21 protein-coding genes are annotated in these 19,307 nt (G+C 38.1%); 13 read left to right on the top strand and 8 right to left on the bottom strand.

Going from position 1 to position 19,307, the window contains the following annotated elements:
• Nucleotides 1–88 precede the first annotated feature (88 nt).
• The 10 genes from pheS to BUL40_RS15640 all read left to right on the top strand — a co-directional run bounded on the left by pheS (nucleotide 89) and on the right by BUL40_RS15640 (nucleotide 11,013).
• On the top strand, nucleotides 89–1,108 hold the full coding sequence (gene pheS / locus BUL40_RS02065; RefSeq protein ID WP_080317867.1) for a phenylalanine--tRNA ligase subunit alpha: 1,020 nt from the start codon (nucleotides 89–91) through the stop codon (nucleotides 1,106–1,108).
• A 6-nt stretch (nucleotides 1,109–1,114) separates the two neighbouring features.
• Nucleotides 1,115–1,510 carry a hypothetical protein gene (locus tag BUL40_RS02060; protein WP_080317866.1) on the top strand — a complete coding sequence of 132 codons (396 nt, stop codon included), beginning with the start codon at nucleotides 1,115–1,117 and terminating at the stop codon, nucleotides 1,508–1,510.
• A 282-nt stretch (nucleotides 1,511–1,792) separates the two neighbouring features.
• The gene (locus BUL40_RS02055; protein WP_080317865.1) at nucleotides 1,793–2,989 is read left to right on the top strand and encodes a pyridoxal phosphate-dependent aminotransferase; all 1,197 of its coding nucleotides are present in this window, start codon (nucleotides 1,793–1,795) and stop codon (nucleotides 2,987–2,989) included.
• Nucleotides 2,990–3,005: 16 nt separating this feature from the next.
• Complete coding sequence (locus BUL40_RS02050; protein WP_080317864.1) at nucleotides 3,006–4,109, top strand: AEC family transporter; 1,104 nt, start codon at nucleotides 3,006–3,008, stop codon at nucleotides 4,107–4,109.
• Nucleotides 4,110–4,249: 140 nt separating this feature from the next.
• A complete protein-coding gene (locus BUL40_RS02045; RefSeq protein WP_080317863.1) occupies nucleotides 4,250–4,735 on the top strand; it encodes a GbsR/MarR family transcriptional regulator in 486 nt (161 codons plus the stop codon).
• Between the two features lie 18 nt (nucleotides 4,736–4,753).
• Entirely contained in the window at nucleotides 4,754–5,830 is a 1,077-nt protein-coding gene (locus BUL40_RS02040; RefSeq protein WP_080317862.1) for an efflux RND transporter periplasmic adaptor subunit, read from the top strand.
• 21 nt (nucleotides 5,831–5,851) lie between these two features.
• Nucleotides 5,852–9,004, top strand: coding sequence for an efflux RND transporter permease subunit (locus tag BUL40_RS02035; protein WP_080317861.1), 3,153 nt, complete (start codon nucleotides 5,852–5,854; stop codon nucleotides 9,002–9,004).
• A gap of 10 nt (nucleotides 9,005–9,014) precedes the next feature.
• Nucleotides 9,015–10,415: an efflux transporter outer membrane subunit gene (locus BUL40_RS02030; protein ID WP_176465428.1), complete on the top strand. Its 1,401-nt coding sequence runs from the start codon at nucleotides 9,015–9,017 to the stop codon at nucleotides 10,413–10,415.
• Between the two features lie 76 nt (nucleotides 10,416–10,491).
• Nucleotides 10,492–10,746, top strand: a complete 255-nt coding sequence (locus tag BUL40_RS02025) for a TetR/AcrR family transcriptional regulator (RefSeq protein ID WP_317044001.1) — start codon at nucleotides 10,492–10,494, stop codon at nucleotides 10,744–10,746.
• Between the two features lie 69 nt (nucleotides 10,747–10,815).
• Nucleotides 10,816–11,013, top strand: coding sequence for a hypothetical protein (locus tag BUL40_RS15640; protein ID WP_141239630.1), 198 nt, complete (start codon nucleotides 10,816–10,818; stop codon nucleotides 11,011–11,013).
• Between the two features lie 23 nt (nucleotides 11,014–11,036).
• On the opposite strand, the gene BUL40_RS02020 is transcribed toward BUL40_RS15640, so the two are convergent.
• Both BUL40_RS02020 and BUL40_RS02015 read right to left on the bottom strand, forming a co-directional pair.
• Entirely contained in the window at nucleotides 11,037–11,498 is a 462-nt protein-coding gene (locus tag BUL40_RS02020; protein WP_244901804.1) for a YciI family protein, read from the bottom strand.
• Between the two features lie 38 nt (nucleotides 11,499–11,536).
• Complete coding sequence (locus tag BUL40_RS02015; protein WP_080317858.1) at nucleotides 11,537–12,010, bottom strand: CYTH domain-containing protein; 474 nt, start codon at nucleotides 12,008–12,010, stop codon at nucleotides 11,537–11,539.
• 27 nt (nucleotides 12,011–12,037) lie between these two features.
• Between BUL40_RS02015 and dinB the strand changes: the two genes are divergently transcribed.
• Nucleotides 12,038–13,135 carry a DNA polymerase IV gene (gene dinB, locus BUL40_RS02010; RefSeq protein WP_080317857.1) on the top strand — a complete coding sequence of 366 codons (1,098 nt, stop codon included), beginning with the start codon at nucleotides 12,038–12,040 and terminating at the stop codon, nucleotides 13,133–13,135.
• Nucleotides 13,136–13,160: 25 nt separating this feature from the next.
• Nucleotides 13,161–13,736, top strand: coding sequence for a TetR/AcrR family transcriptional regulator (locus BUL40_RS02005; RefSeq protein WP_244901803.1), 576 nt, complete (start codon nucleotides 13,161–13,163; stop codon nucleotides 13,734–13,736).
• A 51-nt stretch (nucleotides 13,737–13,787) separates the two neighbouring features.
• Here the strand turns inward: BUL40_RS02005 and BUL40_RS02000 are convergent, their stop codons facing one another.
• From BUL40_RS02000 to BUL40_RS01990, 3 genes are all read right to left on the bottom strand, one after another.
• Nucleotides 13,788–14,177 (bottom strand): hypothetical protein, encoded by a 390-nt coding sequence (locus tag BUL40_RS02000; protein WP_080317855.1) that lies wholly within the window; start codon nucleotides 14,175–14,177, stop codon nucleotides 13,788–13,790.
• A gap of 35 nt (nucleotides 14,178–14,212) precedes the next feature.
• Nucleotides 14,213–14,758: a carboxymuconolactone decarboxylase family protein gene (locus tag BUL40_RS01995; protein ID WP_010519580.1), complete on the bottom strand. Its 546-nt coding sequence runs from the start codon at nucleotides 14,756–14,758 to the stop codon at nucleotides 14,213–14,215.
• A gap of 265 nt (nucleotides 14,759–15,023) precedes the next feature.
• On the bottom strand, nucleotides 15,024–15,770 hold the full coding sequence (locus BUL40_RS01990) for a helix-turn-helix domain-containing protein (protein WP_244901802.1): 747 nt from the start codon (nucleotides 15,768–15,770) through the stop codon (nucleotides 15,024–15,026).
• A 253-nt stretch (nucleotides 15,771–16,023) separates the two neighbouring features.
• On the opposite strand from BUL40_RS01990, the gene BUL40_RS01985 reads away from it, so the two are divergent.
• Entirely contained in the window at nucleotides 16,024–16,545 is a 522-nt protein-coding gene (locus tag BUL40_RS01985; RefSeq protein ID WP_080317854.1) for a PAS domain-containing protein, read from the top strand.
• Here BUL40_RS01985 and pyk read toward each other — a convergent pair.
• The 3 genes from pyk to rnc form a co-directional block, all read right to left on the bottom strand.
• The gene (pyk, locus tag BUL40_RS01980) at nucleotides 16,542–17,984 is read right to left on the bottom strand and encodes a pyruvate kinase (RefSeq protein ID WP_010519577.1); all 1,443 of its coding nucleotides are present in this window, start codon (nucleotides 17,982–17,984) and stop codon (nucleotides 16,542–16,544) included. The genes BUL40_RS01985 and pyk overlap by 4 nt on opposite strands.
• 2 nt (nucleotides 17,985–17,986) lie before the next feature.
• Entirely contained in the window at nucleotides 17,987–18,448 is a 462-nt protein-coding gene (locus BUL40_RS01975) for an IPExxxVDY family protein (RefSeq protein WP_010519576.1), read from the bottom strand.
• A gap of 115 nt (nucleotides 18,449–18,563) precedes the next feature.
• Nucleotides 18,564–19,298 carry a ribonuclease III gene (gene rnc, locus BUL40_RS01970; protein ID WP_010519575.1) on the bottom strand — a complete coding sequence of 245 codons (735 nt, stop codon included), beginning with the start codon at nucleotides 19,296–19,298 and terminating at the stop codon, nucleotides 18,564–18,566.
• Between the last annotated feature and the right edge of the window lie 9 nt (nucleotides 19,299–19,307).

The following is a 19,307-nucleotide window of genomic DNA, read 5'->3' as shown; positions in this document are numbered from 1 at the left end:
GTATACTAAGAACAACGGTTCATTGGCAATTTGCCCTTATATTCTAGGACAATTTGCTAAATTTGCGCTCTCTAAAAGCCATCTAACAATGATAGATACCCTTAAGGAACATTTGGTAGCCGTTGAAAACTTTAGTTCTCAATCTCCAGAAGAAATAGAAAACTTCAGGATTAAATACCTTGGCAAAAAGGGGTTGATGAACGAGTTTTTTGCCGCTTTTAAAACCATTCCTAACGAGCAAAAGAAAGAGTTTGGTCAGGTTATCAATCAATTAAAGCAAGCAGCTACAGAAAAGGTAAATGTACTAAAAGAGGCCTTAGAAGACCAGCAAGATACGGCAGGTATTTATGGTGATTTAACACGCCCGGGGCAACCCTTGGAACTAGGCGCTAGACATCCTATTTCTATTGTAAAAAATCAAATCATAGATATTTTCTCTAGAATCGGGTTTAATGTTTCCGAAGGCCCAGAAGTAGAGGACGACTGGCACAACTTTACAGCTCTAAACCTACCAGAATATCACCCTGCAAGAGATATGCAGGACACCTTCTTTATACAAACCAATCCAGATATTTTATTGCGTACGCACACCTCATCGGTACAAGTACGTTATATGGAGAACAACAAACCACCAATTAGAACAATTTCTCCAGGTCGCGTTTATAGAAATGAAGCCATTTCGGCTCGTTCTCACTGTTTTTTTCATCAAGTAGAAGGTCTCTATGTAGATAAGGATGTTTCCTTTGCCGATCTAAAACAAACCTTACAATATTTTACTACAGAGATGTTTGGTAAGAGTAAGATTCGCTTACGCCCTTCTTACTTTCCGTTCACGGAACCTAGCGCAGAGGTAGATGTATACTGGGGCTTAGAGACCGAGGCAGATTACCGTATGACCAAAGGTACGGGCTGGTTAGAAATTATGGGCTGTGGAATGGTTGATCCCAATGTACTTAAAAATTGCGGTATAGACCCAGAAGAATATTCTGGTTTTGCTTTTGGTATGGGTATAGACCGTATTGCCATGCTACTACACCAAATTACAGATATTAGGCTATTAAGTGAAAACGACACCCGCTTTTTAAAACAATTTAAGAGCGCTCTTTAAATCACCATGAAAAAAGATATAGAAATTCCCGTAGCCAAAGATGTGCATGTGGTTATTGCACAAGAGTGGAACAAAGAATTTTTAGCTAAGGATTGGAATGCCTACATTATCAACAATAGAAAAGATACCATAGAAATGGTTCTTGTAGTTTCTAAAGGCTATTTGGGGGATAAAAAAACATCTACCATGCGTCATGGAATAGGTACATTGGCAGCAAAGTCTTTTGCCAAAATAGAATTAGTACAAGAAGATGTATTGGCCTTGAACAATGAATTTTTTGTAACCTTCTTTGCAGAAAACAAGCTTTATGAAAGACGTTTTGTTTTCCCAGAACATACGGTTACAGAAAAAAACCTTAAACCAATTCCAGTATTAAATCTAGACGGTGTTACAGCAAAATAAATAGCTTTAATTTAAATATACCCTATAAATTAAAGCACTAATTTCTACAAAGCAGCAATATTTTACCACGAACCCCTACAAAACCGTAGTTGAGACACCTACAAGTTGGTATTAGTGATAAAATTGCTGTAATTGAGTTGTTCTATTGATGATATAAAAATATAAAGGGGTTAAAATTACGATATTTTTATTCTAGGTAGTTCATTTTTATTGTATTTACATTGGAAGTGCAGTGAAATCATAGTACTTTTAAAAGGCTGACAATCACAAAAATAACTTCTAATGAATACTCCTATTTTAAACCGACGCAATTGGCTTAAAAAATCCGCGATCACCGCTGGTGGATTAATGGCTGCTCCGTATTTGGGCTTCGCTAAAACAAGCTCTGATATTCCGTTAACTTTAGACCAAGAAGGGAATATTTTATACAGTCCTTTTTTTAAGGAATATCTTATAGATACACATACGGAGTTTAAACCCCTAAAGGCTAAATTAAACGCCAATGAAAACCCGTATGGTCCTTCCCCCATGGCCGTACAGGCAATGACAGATGCGGTGGGTGGAGCTAACAGGTATGCATGGCGAGAATTATTTCAGCTCATGGATAAAATAGCAACCTTTGAAGGAGTTGAAGCTAAAAATATTATCATGGGTCCTGGGTCTTCGGATTTATTGGAGAAGGCTGCCATGGTTTACTTTCAAAACGGTGGCAACGTGGTTTCTGCAGACCCAGCTTATATGTCTTTAATAAAGGTGGCAGAAGCCTGCGGTGCTACTTGGAAACCGGTTCCGTTAAAAGAAGATTGGTCGCACGATTTAGATGCTATGGAAAAAGCTATTGATGCCGAAACCAAACTAGTCTATATCTGCAATCCTAATAACCCGACCGGAACTATTACCGATAGTAAAAAATTGTTGGATTTCTGTTCTAGAGTTTCAGACAAGGTAACCGTATTTGTAGATGAGGCCTATTTATGGTATCTAGATGATGGGGCCAAACAGAGTATGGTTAAACTAGTTGCGCAAGGAAAAGATATAATAGTTGCCCGTACCTTTTCTAAAATACATGGTATGGCTGGTATACGAGTTGGTTATGGGGTTGCACCAGAAGCAACCTTAGATAAAATACAAAATATTACAAGAGGAGGCATGGGAATTAGTTACCCTTCGGTACATGCAGCTATTGCTGCCATGGATGATGAAGAATTTATTGCTTCTTCAAGGGTCAACAATGCCAAAGCAAGAACATTTGTTTGCGACAATCTTAAAGCCATGGGTATAGATTACGTACCATCCCATACCTCTTTCGTAATTTTTCCTATTGCGCTAGAAGGGAAAGAATTTTTAAGTAAAATGGCAGCACAAGAAGTTGGTGTTAGAGCGTTTAACTTCATGGGCAAAAATTGGTGCCGTGTAAGTATGGGTACAATGCCAGAGATGCAACTTTTTATTGATGCTTTACAGAAGGTAATCGTCTAATTAAAATTTGTAGGAGGTGGGGTTACAGAAAATTCTAGTTTTTTTAATTTTTATAGGTATTGGTCTGGTGCTAAAGACCAAGTTTAAATCAAAATCTGAAATTACGGGTTTAAAAAAAATAATATTAAACCTTGCCCTACCTGCTACCATTTTTATTGCCTTATTAAGCGTTGATATAAAAGGAGAACTTCTTTTATTACCAGTTTTAGCTTTAGCACTAAATATTATATTATACCTAACTACTCCCTTATTATTACCTGCAATTGGATTAGAAAAGAATAGCCCCAATTACAATACGGTAAGATTGCTTTTTCCATCCTTAGCACCCGGTTTGTCTTGCTTTCCTTTTGTATTAGAGTTTTTAGGCGATTCATATTTGGCGCAAGCTGCAATGGCCGATCTTGGAAATAAAGTATTTGTACTTATTATATTATACTTGATCGCCATGCAATGGTATTTAAAAAAACATGCCCAAACTACTAAGTTTAGTAAAGAAAAGCTGCTAAATCTGGTAAAGGTATTGGCTTTTGAACCGGTAAATCTATTTATTGCCGCCGCTTTGATTCTAATGGTGCTGGGCCTACATATGGAAAACCTCCCTTTTGCGCTTTCAGAAAGTTTATCTAGAATTAGCCTACTAATGACCCCTTTGGTATTGCTTTTTATTGGTTTGGCCGTAAATATTCAAAAAAAACAATTTGCCCAGCTTTTTTCACTTTTAATGCTTAGAGCCGCTGCAAGTTTTCTAATTATAGGCTTGTTATCTGTTTTTATAAACATGGAAACCAATACCCTATTACTCGCATTAGCATTTTCTTTAAGTGCCTGTAGCTTTTGGCCCTATGCCCATATAGCCGCAATAGAAGCTATGGAAAAAGAGGTAGAAAACAACAAAAAAACTTTCAACGGCAACTTTGCCATTTCTATTCTAGCCCTGTCTTTTCCATTATCCACTATTTTAATTATGGCCGTTTTAAATAGTGGAAACACCCTAAGCAATCCGTTGTATCTATTCTTAATTGCCTTTGGCCTTTTCCTATCTGGAGCTATTTTTCCTACACTTAAAATGCTTAAAGCGAGAAAGCAAACATGGAAAGAAAAACCCGTCTATGAAGGGTAACCACATCAAGAAAATTCTTTGTAAACCTAAATAGTTCTAGCTAATTATCTTTTTGCTAACAGTGTTTAACAAAATTTTAGTTTTGATTAGTTCGGTAATAACCGAACTAACTATACTTTTGCTCAGCATTTGAATAAATTATGTCTAGAGAAGAAGTAAAAAAGCGACTTATAGAAGACCTAGGGGTGCATTTTGAAAACATGTACCAAATTCCACCATTGGCTGCTAGGTTATATGCCAGCTTAATATTAACGGAGCAAGAAGGGTTGACTTTTGAAGATTGTCAACTCCGAAGAGGTGCAAGTAAAAGCTCAATTTCAAGCGCACTTAACCTGTTATTGAAAATGGAAATCATCTCCTATTTTACGAAACCAGGCGACCGCAAGCGCTACTTTAAAGTTTCGGAAAGTGGCACGTTCTTTTTGAACAAACTAAAAGAACGGCTTAAGCTATTTCAGGCCGAAAAGGAAATCATCTACAAAATCAATGACTACCACGAGCAATACAATCCAGAAAAACACAGAAAGAATCAGCCTAAAACATCGGTCTATTTGAACTTTGTGACCGAAAGTGAAAAATTGCTCAACCAAAGTATCGATAAACTTAAATCATTTAAAGAAGACTAAAGCAGAACAACAGATATCATGAATGTAAGAACCATATACACCGTACTGGCTAGCCTTGTCCTTTTTTTTAGTTGCAAGGAAGATAAAAATGGAGCCCCTCCACAACAAAGTGCACCGTCTTTAAAGGTTACCCAACTTAAAAAACAGGATGTCACCACTTATGATCTCTATTCCACTTCTTTGGAAGGGAAGCAAAACGTAGAAATTAGACCAAAAGTTTCTGGTTTTGTGCAAGAAATTTACGTGGAAGAAGGGCAGCAAGTAAAAAAAGGCCAGTTACTCTTTAAACTAGAAACTGAATCCTTGACCCAAGATGCCAATGCCGCAAAGGCAGCGGTAAATGCCGCGCAAGTAGAGGTAGATAAATTAAAGCCGCTAGTTGAAAAAAATATTATTAGCAACGTACAGTTAGAAACTGCCAAGGCACAATTGGAACAAGCCAAGAGCAGTTATCAAAGTGTTACGGCCAATATTGGGTATAGCCGGGTTACCAGCCCTGTAAACGGATACATTGGCAATATTCCCTTTAAAGTAGGTACGCTGGTTAGCGCTACCACCACAACGCCTTTAACTACGGTATCTGATATTAGTGAGGTGCGTGCATATTTCTCCTTAAACGAAAAAGAGTTGTTGGCAATAAAGCAACGTGTTGCCAAAGAGGGCCGCACCATAGATGTTAACCGTGCTCCAGAAGTAGAACTGATTATGGTTAATGGAGAACCTTATGAACACAAAGGTAAAATTGCCATGGTAAACAACATCATAAACAGCACCACAGGTAGCGTTACGTTACGTGCAGATTTTAAGAACCCAGACCTTATTTTAAGTTCCGGTAGTACCGGCGAAATAAAGATTCCAGCAGAACGCAAAGATGTTTTTGTTATTCCTATGACGGCCACCGTAGACCTACAAGGCAATAAAATGGTATATGTGGTGGGCGATGATAATACAGTAACCAGCAAGCCCATTACCATAATAGACCAAACCCAGGAAAACTACATAGTTACAGGAGGTTTTGAAGAGGGCGACACCTTGGTCATAGAAGGCGTATCCAAGTTAAAAAGTGGTCAAAAAATAGCCCCTATCACAAAATAACAGCCCCTAAAAAACAGACATATGTTTCAAAAATTTATAGATAGACCGGTACTTTCTACCGTTATATCCGTTATCATCGTAATCTTAGGGGTGCTTGGCCTAACTACCTTACCGGTAGAGCAGTATCCTGAAATTGCACCGCCCACGGTACAGGTTACGGCGTCCTACACCGGTGCCAATGCCGGTACGGTATTAAATAGTGTTGTAATTCCGTTAGAAGAGCAAATAAACGGTGTGGAGGGCATGACCTATATGACATCCACGGCAAGTAACGATGGTTCTGCCAGTATTAGCGTTTATTTTGAATTGGGTACAGACCCGGACATTGCAGCGGTAAACGTACAGAACAGGGTCTCTAGGGCCAATAGCGTCTTACCAGAATCGGTAATCGCTACTGGTGTAACTACCCAAAAAACACAGAACAGCTCGTTGTTGTTCTTCTCTATATTCTCAGAAAACGAAAATTACGATGCCACCTTTGTAGAAAACTACGCCAAAATTAATCTTGTACCCAGATTAAAACGGGTCTACGGCGTAGGTAATGTTAACGTTTTTGGCTCCAAGGACTACTCCATGCGTATTTGGATAGACCCGGACAAAATGGCTTCTTACAACATTGTTCCTTCAGACATTCAAGCAGCATTGGTAGAACAAAACCGTGAAGCGGCCACCGGTAAAATTGGGGAAAATGCAGATGGTGTTTATGAATATGTTTTAAAGTACAAAGGCCGATTGGACGAAGTATCCGAATATGAAAATATTATCCTGAAAACTACGGAAGATGGCGGTTTCCTACGTTTAAAAGATGTGGCGGATATTGAATTGGGCGCGTTTAATTATGCGCGTAAAAACTACGGAATGGGTGCTCCCGGTGTTGCGGTTGGTGTATACCAAACATCAGGTTCCAACGCTACCGAAATCATCAAAGAGGTTGAAGCCATTTTAGAGGAAAGCAAGGCAGAATTTCCAGAAGGTCTAGATTACGTAATTCCATTTAACACCAAGGATTTCTTGGATGCCTCCATAGACCATGTGGTACAGACCCTTATAGAGGCATTTATCCTGGTTTTTATTGTGGTGTTCTTGTTCTTACAGGATTTTAGATCCACTTTAATCCCTGCAATTGCGGTGCCCGTGGCCATTGTGGGAACCTTTTTCTTCCTGCAGATTTTTGGCTACTCTATAAACATGCTCACCTTGTTCGCTATGATTCTGGCTATTGGTATTGTGGTAGATGATGCCATCGTGGTGGTAGAAGCTGTACATGCAAAATTAGAAGAGGGTGCAGAAAGCGGAAAAGCCGCGACAAAATCGGCCATGAGCGAAATTTCTGGGGCCATTATTTCCATAACCTTGGTTATGTCTGCCGTGTTTATTCCAGTTTCCTTTATACAAGGTACCTCTGGGGTATTCTACCAGCAGTTTGGTATCACCTTGGCCGTGGCTATTCTAATTTCCGCAGTAAACGCATTAACATTGAGTCCGGCATTGGCGGCCTTGTTTCTAAAACCACATACGCATAAAGAAGGTAAAAAGCAGAATCTTAAAGACCGTTTCTTCAACGGGTTCAATAGAGGTTTTAATGCAATTACCAATAAATATACCGGTGCGGTAAACACGCTGATTAAGAGAAAATGGTTGGCCGTTGGTATGTTGGTCATTTTTTCCGGCTTAGCCGTTTACCTATTCAAAAGCACTCCTAGCGGATTTGTGCCTAATGAGGATAGAGGTATCATTTTTGCCAACGTGAGTATGCCACCAAGTACCACTTTGGAAAAAACCGAGGAAACCTTGATGAAATTGGACTCTATATATGCATCTATGGATGTGATTGATAAACGTCTTACCGTTTCTGGGTTCAGTTTGTTAAACCGGGTTAGTGCGGGATCTTATGGATTCTCTATCATGAAATTACAGGATTGGAGCGAGCGTGAGGCCGATTCCCTTTCCGTAGAAGCAACATTGGCCAAACTATTTGCGGTTTCGGCACAATTTAAAGATGCCCAGATTATTTATTTTACCCCGCCTAGTATACAAGGTTTTGGTACCTCATCTGGTTTTGAAGTACAGCTCCAAAGTAAGGGTGGCGCAGATTGGGCAGAGATAGAAGAGGTGAAAAATCAATTTTTAGGCGCTTTAAATCAAAGACCGGAAGTGCAATACGCTATTTCCCAGTTTAGCCCAAATTTTCCACAATATGAACTAGAAGTAGATGTGGAGAAAATTAAAATGGCTGGCTTCTCTACAACTGATATTTTTAATGCCTTGCAAGGTTATTATGGTGGAATTTACGCAACAGATTTTAACAAGTTTGGGAAACAGTACCGCGTAATGATCCAGGCAAAACCAGAAGATCGTGCCAATGAAAATAGCTTGAATAAAATCTATGTTCGTAACACTAATGGCGAATCTGTAGCGGTAAGCCAGTTTGTCAACTTAAAAAAGATTTATGGGCCAGAATCCGTAGAACGATTCAACCTTTTAAGTTCCGTAAAAGTAACAGGGGTACCCAACCCTGGCTATAGTACGGGTGATGCCCTTACTGCCATTGAAGAAGTTGCGGCGCAGGTATTACCCAACAACTATACCTATGAGTACTCTGGATTAACTCGAGAAGAGAGCAAATCTGGCGGTACTACAATCGTAATATTTATTTTGAGTTTGGTATTTGTGTATTTCTTGCTAAGTGCACAGTACGAAAGCTATATTTTACCGTTTGCCATCTTGCTTTCCTTACCGTTTGGACTAGCGGGCGCCATTTTGTTCGTGAATTTAGGCGGATTGGAGAATAATATTTATTTCCAAATTGCTCTGATCATGCTTATTGGACTATTAGCAAAGAATGCCATTCTAATTGTGGAGTTTGCTTTGCAACGGCGTAGGGAAGGAATGGGACTTTGGGACGCGGCCATTGATGGTGCCAAAGCACGTTTTAGACCCATTTTAATGACGTCCTTCGCCTTCATCTTCGGTTTGCTTCCATTGGCATTGTCCTCTGGTGTAGGTGCCATTGGTAACCGTTCTATTGGTATGAGCGCCGTTGGCGGTATGCTTATAGGTACCATTTTAGGAGTTTTTGTTATCCCTGTTCTTTTTGTGGTTTTCCAAGCCTTACAAGAACGTTTTAGCGGAGCACCTAAAACCGAAAATCAAGAAAAAGTTCTTAATGCTTAAGCCCAAAACAATGATAAAAAGAAACAATATAAAATTCATAGCCATTTTGGTTCTTCCGCTTGTGCTGCAATCTTGTTTTGTGGCCAAGAATTACGAAAGACCAGATGTGGAAACCCAAAAACTGTATAGAACGGACCAATTACCACAAGATAGTGTGTCTATGGCCCAGGTTTCTTGGAAGGATATTTTTACCGATGCCCAATTGCAATCGTATATAGAAAAAGGACTTACCAATAATTTGGACATACGTATAGCCCTGCAAAATATAATAAGTGCAGAAGCCTATTTAAAACAGGGTAAGGCAGGGTATTTTCCAACCTTATCTGCCACGGCAAGTGCTACACGCACCAAAAACTCAGAGAACAGTCAGTTTGGTAGTATTTTTAGCGAAGCTATTGAGCAATACCAATTATCTGGAACACTTTCTTGGGAGGCCGATGTTTGGGGTAAAATTCGTAGTAATAAACGCGCCGCCAATGCCAACTACCTACAAAGTGTAGCAGCACACCAAGCAGTAAAGACACAACTGGTGGCTAGCATTGCCGATTTGTATTATCAGCTATTGGCGCTAGACCGTCAAAAATTAGTAGCCGAAGAAACACTTGAGGCACGCAAAAGTAGTCTTGAAACCACAATAGCCTTAAAAGATGCTGGCCAGGTTACGGAAGTTGCGGTAAAACAAACCGAAGCTCAGGTACACACTACGGAAATAATTCTTATTGATCTGGAGAACAATATTAAATTGTTAGAGAACAGCTTTAGTTTATTACTAGGCGAAGCTCCGCATTCCATTGCAAGGACTACCATTGAAGACCAAGAAATAAATACGGATTTAAACACTGGTGTACCTGCATTATTACTGGCCAACAGACCAGATGTAATACAGGCAGAGTATGCATTGGTAAATGCTTTTGAATTGACCAATGTGGCGCGCAGCAGTATGTATCCAAGTTTAACACTAACGGCCCAAGGAGGCTTTCAAAGCTTGGAATTGGACAATTTTATAGATGCCAGTTCGCTATTTTCCTCATTAGTTGGTTCCTTGACCCAGCCTTTGTTTAACCAGCGTAAATTAAGAACCCAATTAGAAGCTGCAAAGGCACAGCAAGAGCAAGCACTTTTAAATTATAAAAAGAGTTTGCTAACCGCAGGGCAAGAAGTTTCAAATGCTTTGTATAACTATGAGGCAGAAACCAAAAAACTTTCTGCAAGGGAAAAAGAATTGGATTCCTATGCCTTGGCGGAAGATTATTCCGAGGAACTATTGAACAACGGGTTGGCCAATTATCTAGAGGTCTTAACCGCAAGGCAAAATGCCTTAAACTCAGAACTGAACCTCATCGATTCTAAATATGGTCAGCTTAGTGCAACGGTAGAATTATACCGTGCTCTTGGTGGAGGTTGGCAATAATAATATCGTGGTGCAAGAAAGAACAGCGGTACTGGAACAAGCACTTTCCCTTTTTACCAAATAGGGTTGTAAAAGGGTGAGTATGGACAATGTTGCCCATGCGCTTGGTATTTCCAAAAAAACCCGCTACACACATTTTCAAACAAAGGATGAACTGGTTTTAGAAAGTGTGGCCCACTTGTTACAGCGTACCCAGCTTAAAATGAGTATTTTTTTTGAACTAAGTGATGGGCACAACGTCCCGTTTAAACGGGTAAATCAAATTTATAGGGTAGGACTTAAGGAATTAAGAAACTTGAGTCCTACCTTTCTTTTTGGGCTCAAAAAATAGTATCCGGAAGCTTATAACTTCTACAACAATTTTAGGCAAGGAATTGTTTGGTCCTAAATTCTAGATTTATTGCAAGAAGCAAAAAATAAAGGGCAAATCAAGGAAGGGATTAATCTTAAATTGATATGCGAATTATTCCTTTTACGTACCGATGAAATTATACTGTCCCAGAGCGACTTTTTTGACAATTACACTACCGAAGAACTCTTGGAGCACCTAATAATAGTATCATTACAAGGGATTAGGGCTTTATCGCTAAAAATATAAGAGCCATCAACTTTAAAAACCAACTACCTTAACCCAAAACCTTTAGCGGCCCACCAAGGATGAATTTCAATTTTTAAACGCCCTGCTTTTACCATAGGATCTGCATTGGCCAAACTATCTGCCATTTCTAGGTTGGGCACATTATAAATGGTAATGCCCCGTATTTCCCCATCGTCACCAAAAGGTCCGGATATATCGGCATAACCCATTTCGTACATTTTGCCCAAATGCGCTAAATGTAACATTTGCAAACTATCCGCTTCCGTTTTGCTTTGGGTTCTATTGGGACCACTTTTTAAAAAGGCGATGAAGTACTGCTGCATCAAAACCGTGTCTTTCGTTTTTTCATCTACATAATCGAAAATTTGATAGCCCGCTTTGGTTAAAGAGTCTTTTAATTCTGCTACGTTTTGTTCTACAGCTTCGGCTTGTGTTTCTTTTTTGTTCAACGTATGGTCAACGGTCCCTTCTAGTTTACAACTCATTAGAAATAACATCAAGAAACAGCTACAGCCAAAAATTTTTACCATGTTGTAAAAGGTTTTTTAGTTAATGCGGAGTTGTAATAGCGCTTGTCACCGGTTACCTCTTTGCCCAACCAATTTGGTTTTTCAAAAGGCTCGTTCTCGTGCTGCAATTCAATTTCTGCAACAATGAGTCCTTTGTTTTCCCCTAAAAACTCATCTACTTCAAAAATATGCCTGCCAACAGGTACTCGGTACCGATATTTCTCTAAAATTCCCGTCTCGCATAAATCTATGAGGTTAGTGGCTTCCTCTACGGGAATGTTAATTTCCCATTCAAATCTAGAAGTCCCTGCTGTATTGGTAGGCCCTTTAACCGTAATAAAAGCTTCATGGTTCATAATACGTACCCTTACCGTACGGTCTGGGTGCGTATTAAGATAACCTTGCACCAGTCTATCCTTCTGGTATGCCTCTTTTTTAAAAGTATCGGAAAGGATTAAAAATTTACGTTCTATTTCTAAGTGCTCCATCTAGCTAAATATAGGTTAATTTTGAGTATGCAATTTGATTTTCCGCTTAGAAAAATTATTCATGTAGACATGGATGCCTTTTATGCTTCTGTAGAGCAAAAAGATAATCCTGAGCTAAAGGGAAAACCTATTGCCGTTGGCGGTGGTTCTAAAAGAGGTGTTGTTTCTGCCGCTAGTTACGAAGCCCGTAAATATGGAGTACGCAGTGCCATGTCTGGTTATCTGGCACAGAAAAATTGTCCTGAATTGATTTTTGTAAAACCCAGGTTTGATCGGTATAAAGAAATTTCGCAACAAATTAGACAGGTCTTTTTTGAATATACAGATTTGGTAGAACCGCTGTCTTTGGACGAGGCTTATTTAGATGTTACCCAAAACAAAAAAGGAAACCCTTCAGCCACACTAATAGCTCAAGAAATAAGGCAAAAAATACTAGATAAAACTGGACTTACTGCTTCTGCCGGTATAAGCATAAATAAATTTATTGCAAAAATTGCAAGCGATTACAACAAGCCTAATGGACAAAAAACAGTGAACCCAGAAGAGGTGTTGGAATTTTTATCCGCATTGGATATAAGAAAATTTTATGGTGTTGGTAAGGTAACCGCAGAGAAAATGTACCAACTAGGTATTTTTACCGGTGCCGATTTAAAAAAGAAATCATTGGAGTTTCTAAATCAAGAATTTGGCAAAAGTGGCCAGCACTATTACAATGTGGTAAGGGGTATTCACCTTAGCACCGTAAAGCCTAGCAGAACACCAAAATCCGTAGGTGCAGAACGTACGTTTAGCGAAAATTTAAGCAGTGAGATTTTTATGTTGGAACGCCTAGAGAATATTGCACAGGAATTAGAAAAGCGACTTAAAAAATCCAAGTTGGCCGGCAAAACAGTTACCCTAAAAATTAAGTATAGCGATTTTACACTGCAAACTAGAAGCAAAACCCTTCCTTTTTTTATTGCTGATAAAAGCCTTATTTTGGACAACGCCAAAGAGTTATTGTATCAATCCCCCTTAGAAAACTCTGTAAGGCTTTTGGGTATATCGCTTGCCAATCTTAATACAGAGACCAAGAACAAAATCGAAGATAAAAGCATAACCTATCAATTAAAATTTGATTTGTAAAAAGGCATTTGCCTCTATTATGGGTATGAAAAAAAACATTAAGGAACATATTATAAACACCGCCGGAGAACTGTTCTACACAAAGGGATTTAACAGAACAGGTATTAACCAAATTATTGATGCGTGTGACATTGCCAAGGCCACCTTATACCATCATTTTAAATCTAAAGATGCCATCTGCATTGCTTATCTTAAGCATAAACACGACAGTTTTATGCAAGGGCTATCAGAATTTGTTAAAGAGAAACAAGAAAGTAAACAGCAACTTTTGGCCATTTTTGATTACCTAAGGGAATTATACAGAACTGGAGAATTAAAGGGTGATTGGGGCCAAAAAATAATGAGTGAAATTACCCCGGAAGACACGGAGATTTGGAATACCGTACAACAACAAAAAAAGGAGTTGCTTTTTTTCTTAGGTGAAATAGTAGGTAGAACAGTAGCCCATGTTTCTAAAGCTGAAGTAGAAAAGATTTCTGGAACTATTTACTTATTATATGAAAGTGCTATTACCGAAACCTATATACACGAGAATGACTGGCCAATACATTTAGCAAGAACCATGGCTCCCGTAGCTTTGCAAGACGTTAAGCTGCTATAAATAACCAAGCCCCCTTAAAAGGAGGCTTTGGTATTAAAAAATCAACGCTTTTTATTCTACCACCAAAGTGTTATCCGTGGCAGTAGGGTTTAAAGGACAGAAATAAATATACTCACCCTTGGTTAACTTTGTTGGTTTAGACATTTCTTTGGAGTCTGTACCTACAGGTGCGGTTACATATGCCGTTTGTATATGGTTTTCTGGTTTACTAGGATCTTTACCTTTGGCTACCAAAACAAAACCAACATTGTGGTCAATACCTTTGTTTACAATTTCAAAAAGATAAGTGCCTTCTGGTACGGTCAATTGTTTTTTGGTAAATTCTCCTGGTATCTGTTCCAAAGTGATGGTTTTTATTTTTTGGTCCATCCTTTTATCTTGTGCCAATGCCGCAGTGTTTATTCCAAGTACTACCGCTAGAAATAAAATTAGATTTTTCATTGAATAATTTTTTAAAGTATAATTAATTATAAGGGTTAAACCGTTGCTTCTAAAGGTTGCGCCGCAGGAAAATCTACTGGTACCTTAGTAGTGCTATGTATGTAGTTGCTAATGGTTTTGTCCCCAACAAGAACTATTGCATCTATAAGATTTTCTTTAGTCCAACCGCTTTTCAAAAAGTTATTTACCACTTCTTCATCGGTTGCTCCTCTTTTCTCAGTTATATTTTGAGCTAATTTTGCTAATGCATCCAGCTTAGAATCAAAGGAAGCCTTACCGCTTCTTAATTCTATAATTTGTGAATCTGTAAACCCGTTCATTTTTCCGATTGCCGTGTGGGCGGCCAAACAGTACTCACAGTTGTTTACCTGGCTAACCACAAGGTTAACTACTTCTTTTTGCTTAGCACTTAATGAAGTCTTGGCATTCGTAAAATTTAAATAGTTGGCCAAGGCATTTGTAGAATGTGCGTAAGTAGCGTATAAATTGGGCACAAACCCCAAAGCTTTTTCTAAATTATCAAAAATTGCCTGGTTGCCTTCGCTTACTTCATCTCTTTGTAATGGTGAAAATGTACTCATGTTATTTTGTTATTCGTTATTAATAATTTGTTGCAAAACGGTTCCTTGCATCACAATAAAAATCATGATGGTAATGGTTCTCACAATGCGCTACGGCATTGATTTCTTTTACCTGTGGGCGTCTAACGCTCGTAAAAATGCTAATGAGATTAAATAATCTATTTTGTGCCATTTGTACTGCTTTTATAATTGAACACTACAAAGATGTGGCCATAGCTTAGGCAAGTGTTATGATGGATTTCCCGACCACTTGTCACTTTTTCCCTTATACGTGTGCTATCTGGGAATTACGGTATTCTGAAGGGGATAGATGTGTCATTTTTCTAAAAAAACGACTAAAGTGAGCGGGATCGTTAAATCCCAATTCATAGGCAATTTCTTGATTTTGTTTGTCCGTAAAACGTATAAGACGCTTTGCTTCCAAAGCCAATCGTTCTAAAATAATGTGCTGGGGAGATTTTTGATTATAAATAGCAAAGAGGTTAGATAATGTTTTTGGCGATTTGTGTAAAAGTGCGGCATAGTCACTCACCTTACGTTTTGTTTTATAATGCGTGTCTACCAAAACATTAAATTTTCGTATTACATCTATTTGTTCGTTATCTAAAACCTTAACAATTAATTGCTCCTTTGCTAGCCTTGTGCACATAATTATTAATCGTTTTAAAAGCATTTGAAGCATTTGTCCTTGTATTTTATCAGGCATAGAGAATTCTTCTGCAAAAACATTTAATAAGGTTGTAAACCTATTGCACAATGGTTCTGGTATGGTTACTATTGGTAGGTCTTGGGTGCCAAAAAATAAAATACCGTTACAGCTTACTTCTTCATCATGATCTATTATGCAATAAAACTCACGATTAAAGGAAAAAGCGGTTAGTGGTGCCTGTGTTCTATTAAAGCTTACCTTTTGTAAATAAGTGACCGAGGCAATTTGTCCTGGTCGTAAAAGAACATCATAATCATCTACTTGTATATCAAGCGTCTCTTGGTTCTGATTCCATAAAAGCATAATAGTATGGTCTTGTACCCTAAAAAAGCCTGCATCTTTCTTTATATCTGTACTAAATCCTAAAAAAGCATTTGTTTTCGCTTCCTAAAACTGATGCCGAGTAGTTTCCATGTTTCTAGTGATTTACACTGTTTAGTCTTGCCTTTGTGTTTAAGCTTACACTTATACTTGGTATGCATATGACTTAATTTCTTGGACAAATGAATAAGGTATACGGTATTTGTATACTTTGGTCCCATAGAATATAAAAGCCATGAAAGAATTTAGAGAGTATGATGCAGCCGCGCAACGCTTTTATGAAACACTAAGCTTACAGAGCATACCAGTAGTTGCTTGGGATATATATTCCTTAAAGTATGATAAGGTAAAGGGCGGATTAGAAGAGTTACAAGGTATTAAAGAAATAGCTACCGCTAATAATTGGACATCTAGTTTTAATCTACCGGAAGAAATATTGGATAAAGATCATGTAGTTGTTATTACAGACGCGCAATTACGCATTGTACATGCTACCAAAAACATGAAGCAAATGAATGGTTATGACGTTGCAGAAGTTTTGGGCAATAAACCAAAAATGTTCCAAGGCCCTGATACATGCCAAGAAACATCAAATGCTATTAGATCGGCAATTATTGAGCAAAAGCCATTTGAAGCTACGGTACTAAATTACAGAAAAGATAAATCTACCTATAAATGTTGGATAAAAGGCCTCCCGATATTTAATGCAGAAGGCCTTTTGGTAAATTTTATTGCTTTTGAAAAAGAGGTTGCTTAAAAGTTACAACTCTCTATTTCTGTTACCCTAAGGGTATTAACCATACCTTTATCTTTAATTGGCATAGCCGCAAGGCTAATAAGCATATCTCCCTGTTCTAAAAATCCTTTTTGGCAAGCAATTTTATTTACGTCTTCTATGGTTTCATCCGTAGAAACGTATTTATCATAATAAAAGGCTTTTACACCCCATAACAAGCTTAATCTGTTTAATATTCTTCTGTTAGAAGTAAAAACCAAAATATGTGCACTTGGCCTCCATGCAGAAATTTGAAAGGCGGTGTAACCACTATTGGTCAAGGTTGAAATTGCTTTTGCCTTAATTTCATTGGCCATAGTTGCCGCATGATAACAAACCGACTTGGTTATGTATCTTTTTGTTTTAACATGTGGCGGCGTTTGTGGCACATTTATAAGCTCAGAATTTTCTACGCTTTCTAATATGCTGGCCATTTTTTCTATAACCTGAACAGGATAATTACCCACAGATGTTTCGCCAGAAAGCATTACGGCATCTGCACCGTCCATTACAGAGTTGGCTACATCGTTAACTTCTGCCCTTGTTGGGGTAAGACTAGTTATCATAGTCTCCATCATCTGCGTGGCAATAATTACCGGAATCCTTGCTTTTTTGGCACGTAGTACCAATTGCTTTTGAATTAATGGAACTTCGTGTGCAGGTACCTCTACACCTAAATCACCACGTGCTACCATTAGACCGTCACAGAAAGCTACAATTTGGTCTATGTTCTCTACCGCTTCTGGCTTTTCTATTTTAGCAACAATTGGAATTTTATGCTCGGTATGTTCCTTTATCAGATTTTGAAGGTCAATTAAATCTTGGCTAAAACGTACAAAAGACAAGGCAATCCAATCCACATCTTGCTTAATGGCAAAAATAGCGTCGTTAATATCCTTTTCTGTTAACGCCGGCAAAGAAATGTTTGTATTTGGTAAGTTTACCCCTTTCTTGGATTTTAACGGCCCTCCCTGAATAACTTTTGCCTTTACGGCATTTTCACCATTAGTAGAAACAACTTCAAAAATAAGTTTACCGTCATCTAATAAGATACGTTCTCCTGCTTTTACATCTTTAGGAAAACTATCGTAATTCATATAAACGCGTTCTGCGTTACCCTCAAAAGGCTCTCCTGTCTCAAATGTTATTTCGTCACCAGGAGCTACTACAACCTCCCCGCCCATAACGCCAACACGCAATTTTGGACCTTGAAGGTCTGCTAAGATCGCCGTATTAATTTCTAATTCTTCATTTAACTCTCTAATTAGAGCAATTCTTTCGCTTACATCATCATAATTGGCATGAGAAAAGTTAATTCTAAACACATTAACCCCTGCCAGCATCATTTGTTTTAAAACCTCTTTTTTACTAGTGGCTGGTCCTAGCGTTGCTACTATTTTAGTTTTCTTTTTTGTTGGCATTATTAAAAAATTAGGTTTTGTTTTGATTTTAAGGTTTCTGCCTCTAGGCTGTAGGCCATTCTTACTCGCGGAATGCCTTTAATACGCTCTAAAGTTTCTGAAACTTGCGTTTCGTTCTCAAGATTTATTTTAAGAAAAAAGTCAACGTCTTTACGTTCCGCAACCAAAAAATTAGTGGCTTGGGCGCTCCCTTGCCCAAACAACCCTATGGAATCTACCGCTATATCTTGTAGCACTTTATTGGTGATCAATAGCCACTCTGTCTCGGTAAACTCATCTAACCATTCATAATACGGATAAGTTACTTCTTTAATTTTCAAATCTTTAAAAGATCGTTTCAATCTTAATTCGCTAACACTGTTAATAAAATAGGCTAGTTGATATCCTTCTAAATTTGTGTGTATAGCTATCAACCTAAAAGAATCATCAAAGAGCTCTTCAGATATTTTATAAACTGCTGCCATTAAAATTTTGCGAATTGTAAATATAGGATTAATACATTAACCTGCCTATAGATTATTAATGCTTAGCAAATTAATTTTTTACGAAATCGTTTTATTTACGATTTCTTAAAACAGATTAGTTATCTATTTTGTCTTGTAAGGCATAGTAAGCTCTTTTAGATGCTTTTTCTTCTGCCTTTTTCTTGGAAGTTGCCCGGGCTTTTGCCATAACCCTACCATCTATTGAAAGCTTAACGGCAAAATGTTTCAACTCGTCTTTACCGGTATCTTCATAAACATTATAGTTAAATGGCTTTTTTTGTTTTTGACACCATTCTATAAGTAGGCTTTTATAACTAATTACCTTACCCTCTAACTGTTCTATGTCTACATAAGGTTCTACCACCCTATCCATTATAAATTTTTCGCAATAACGGTAGCCCCGGTCCAGATAAATAGCACCTACCAATGCTTCAAAAACATTGCCATGAATGTTATCTCCAAAATGGCTCCTTGGTATTCTACTCTCTACGTATTGCAATAAACCTAGGTCTTTACCCAACTCATTCAAATGCTTTCTACTAACTATTTTAGATCGCATTTTGGTTAGGTAACCTTCGTCTCCTTCTGGCACTTGGTTGTATAGATGCTTAGAGATGATCGTGCCCAACATAGCGTCTCCTAAGAATTCTAGACGCTCATAATTCATAGGGTTGCCATCTACATCCTTTTTGTTCATGCTTCTATGTAAAAAAGCACGTTTGTAGATTTGAAGGTCTTTTGGCTTAAACCCAAGTATTCTTTTTATACCCAAAAAAAAATCCCCATCCTCCTTAGGATGGGAATTAAATATTTTTGGAGCAAACTTCATTGGTAACCT

The organism is Croceivirga radicis (genome assembly GCF_002072105.2).
GTDB lineage: Bacteria > Bacteroidota > Bacteroidia > Flavobacteriales > Flavobacteriaceae > Croceivirga > Croceivirga radicis.
Note: the sequence above shows the minus strand (reverse complement) of the source record. Positions and strands in the feature narration are given on the sequence as shown.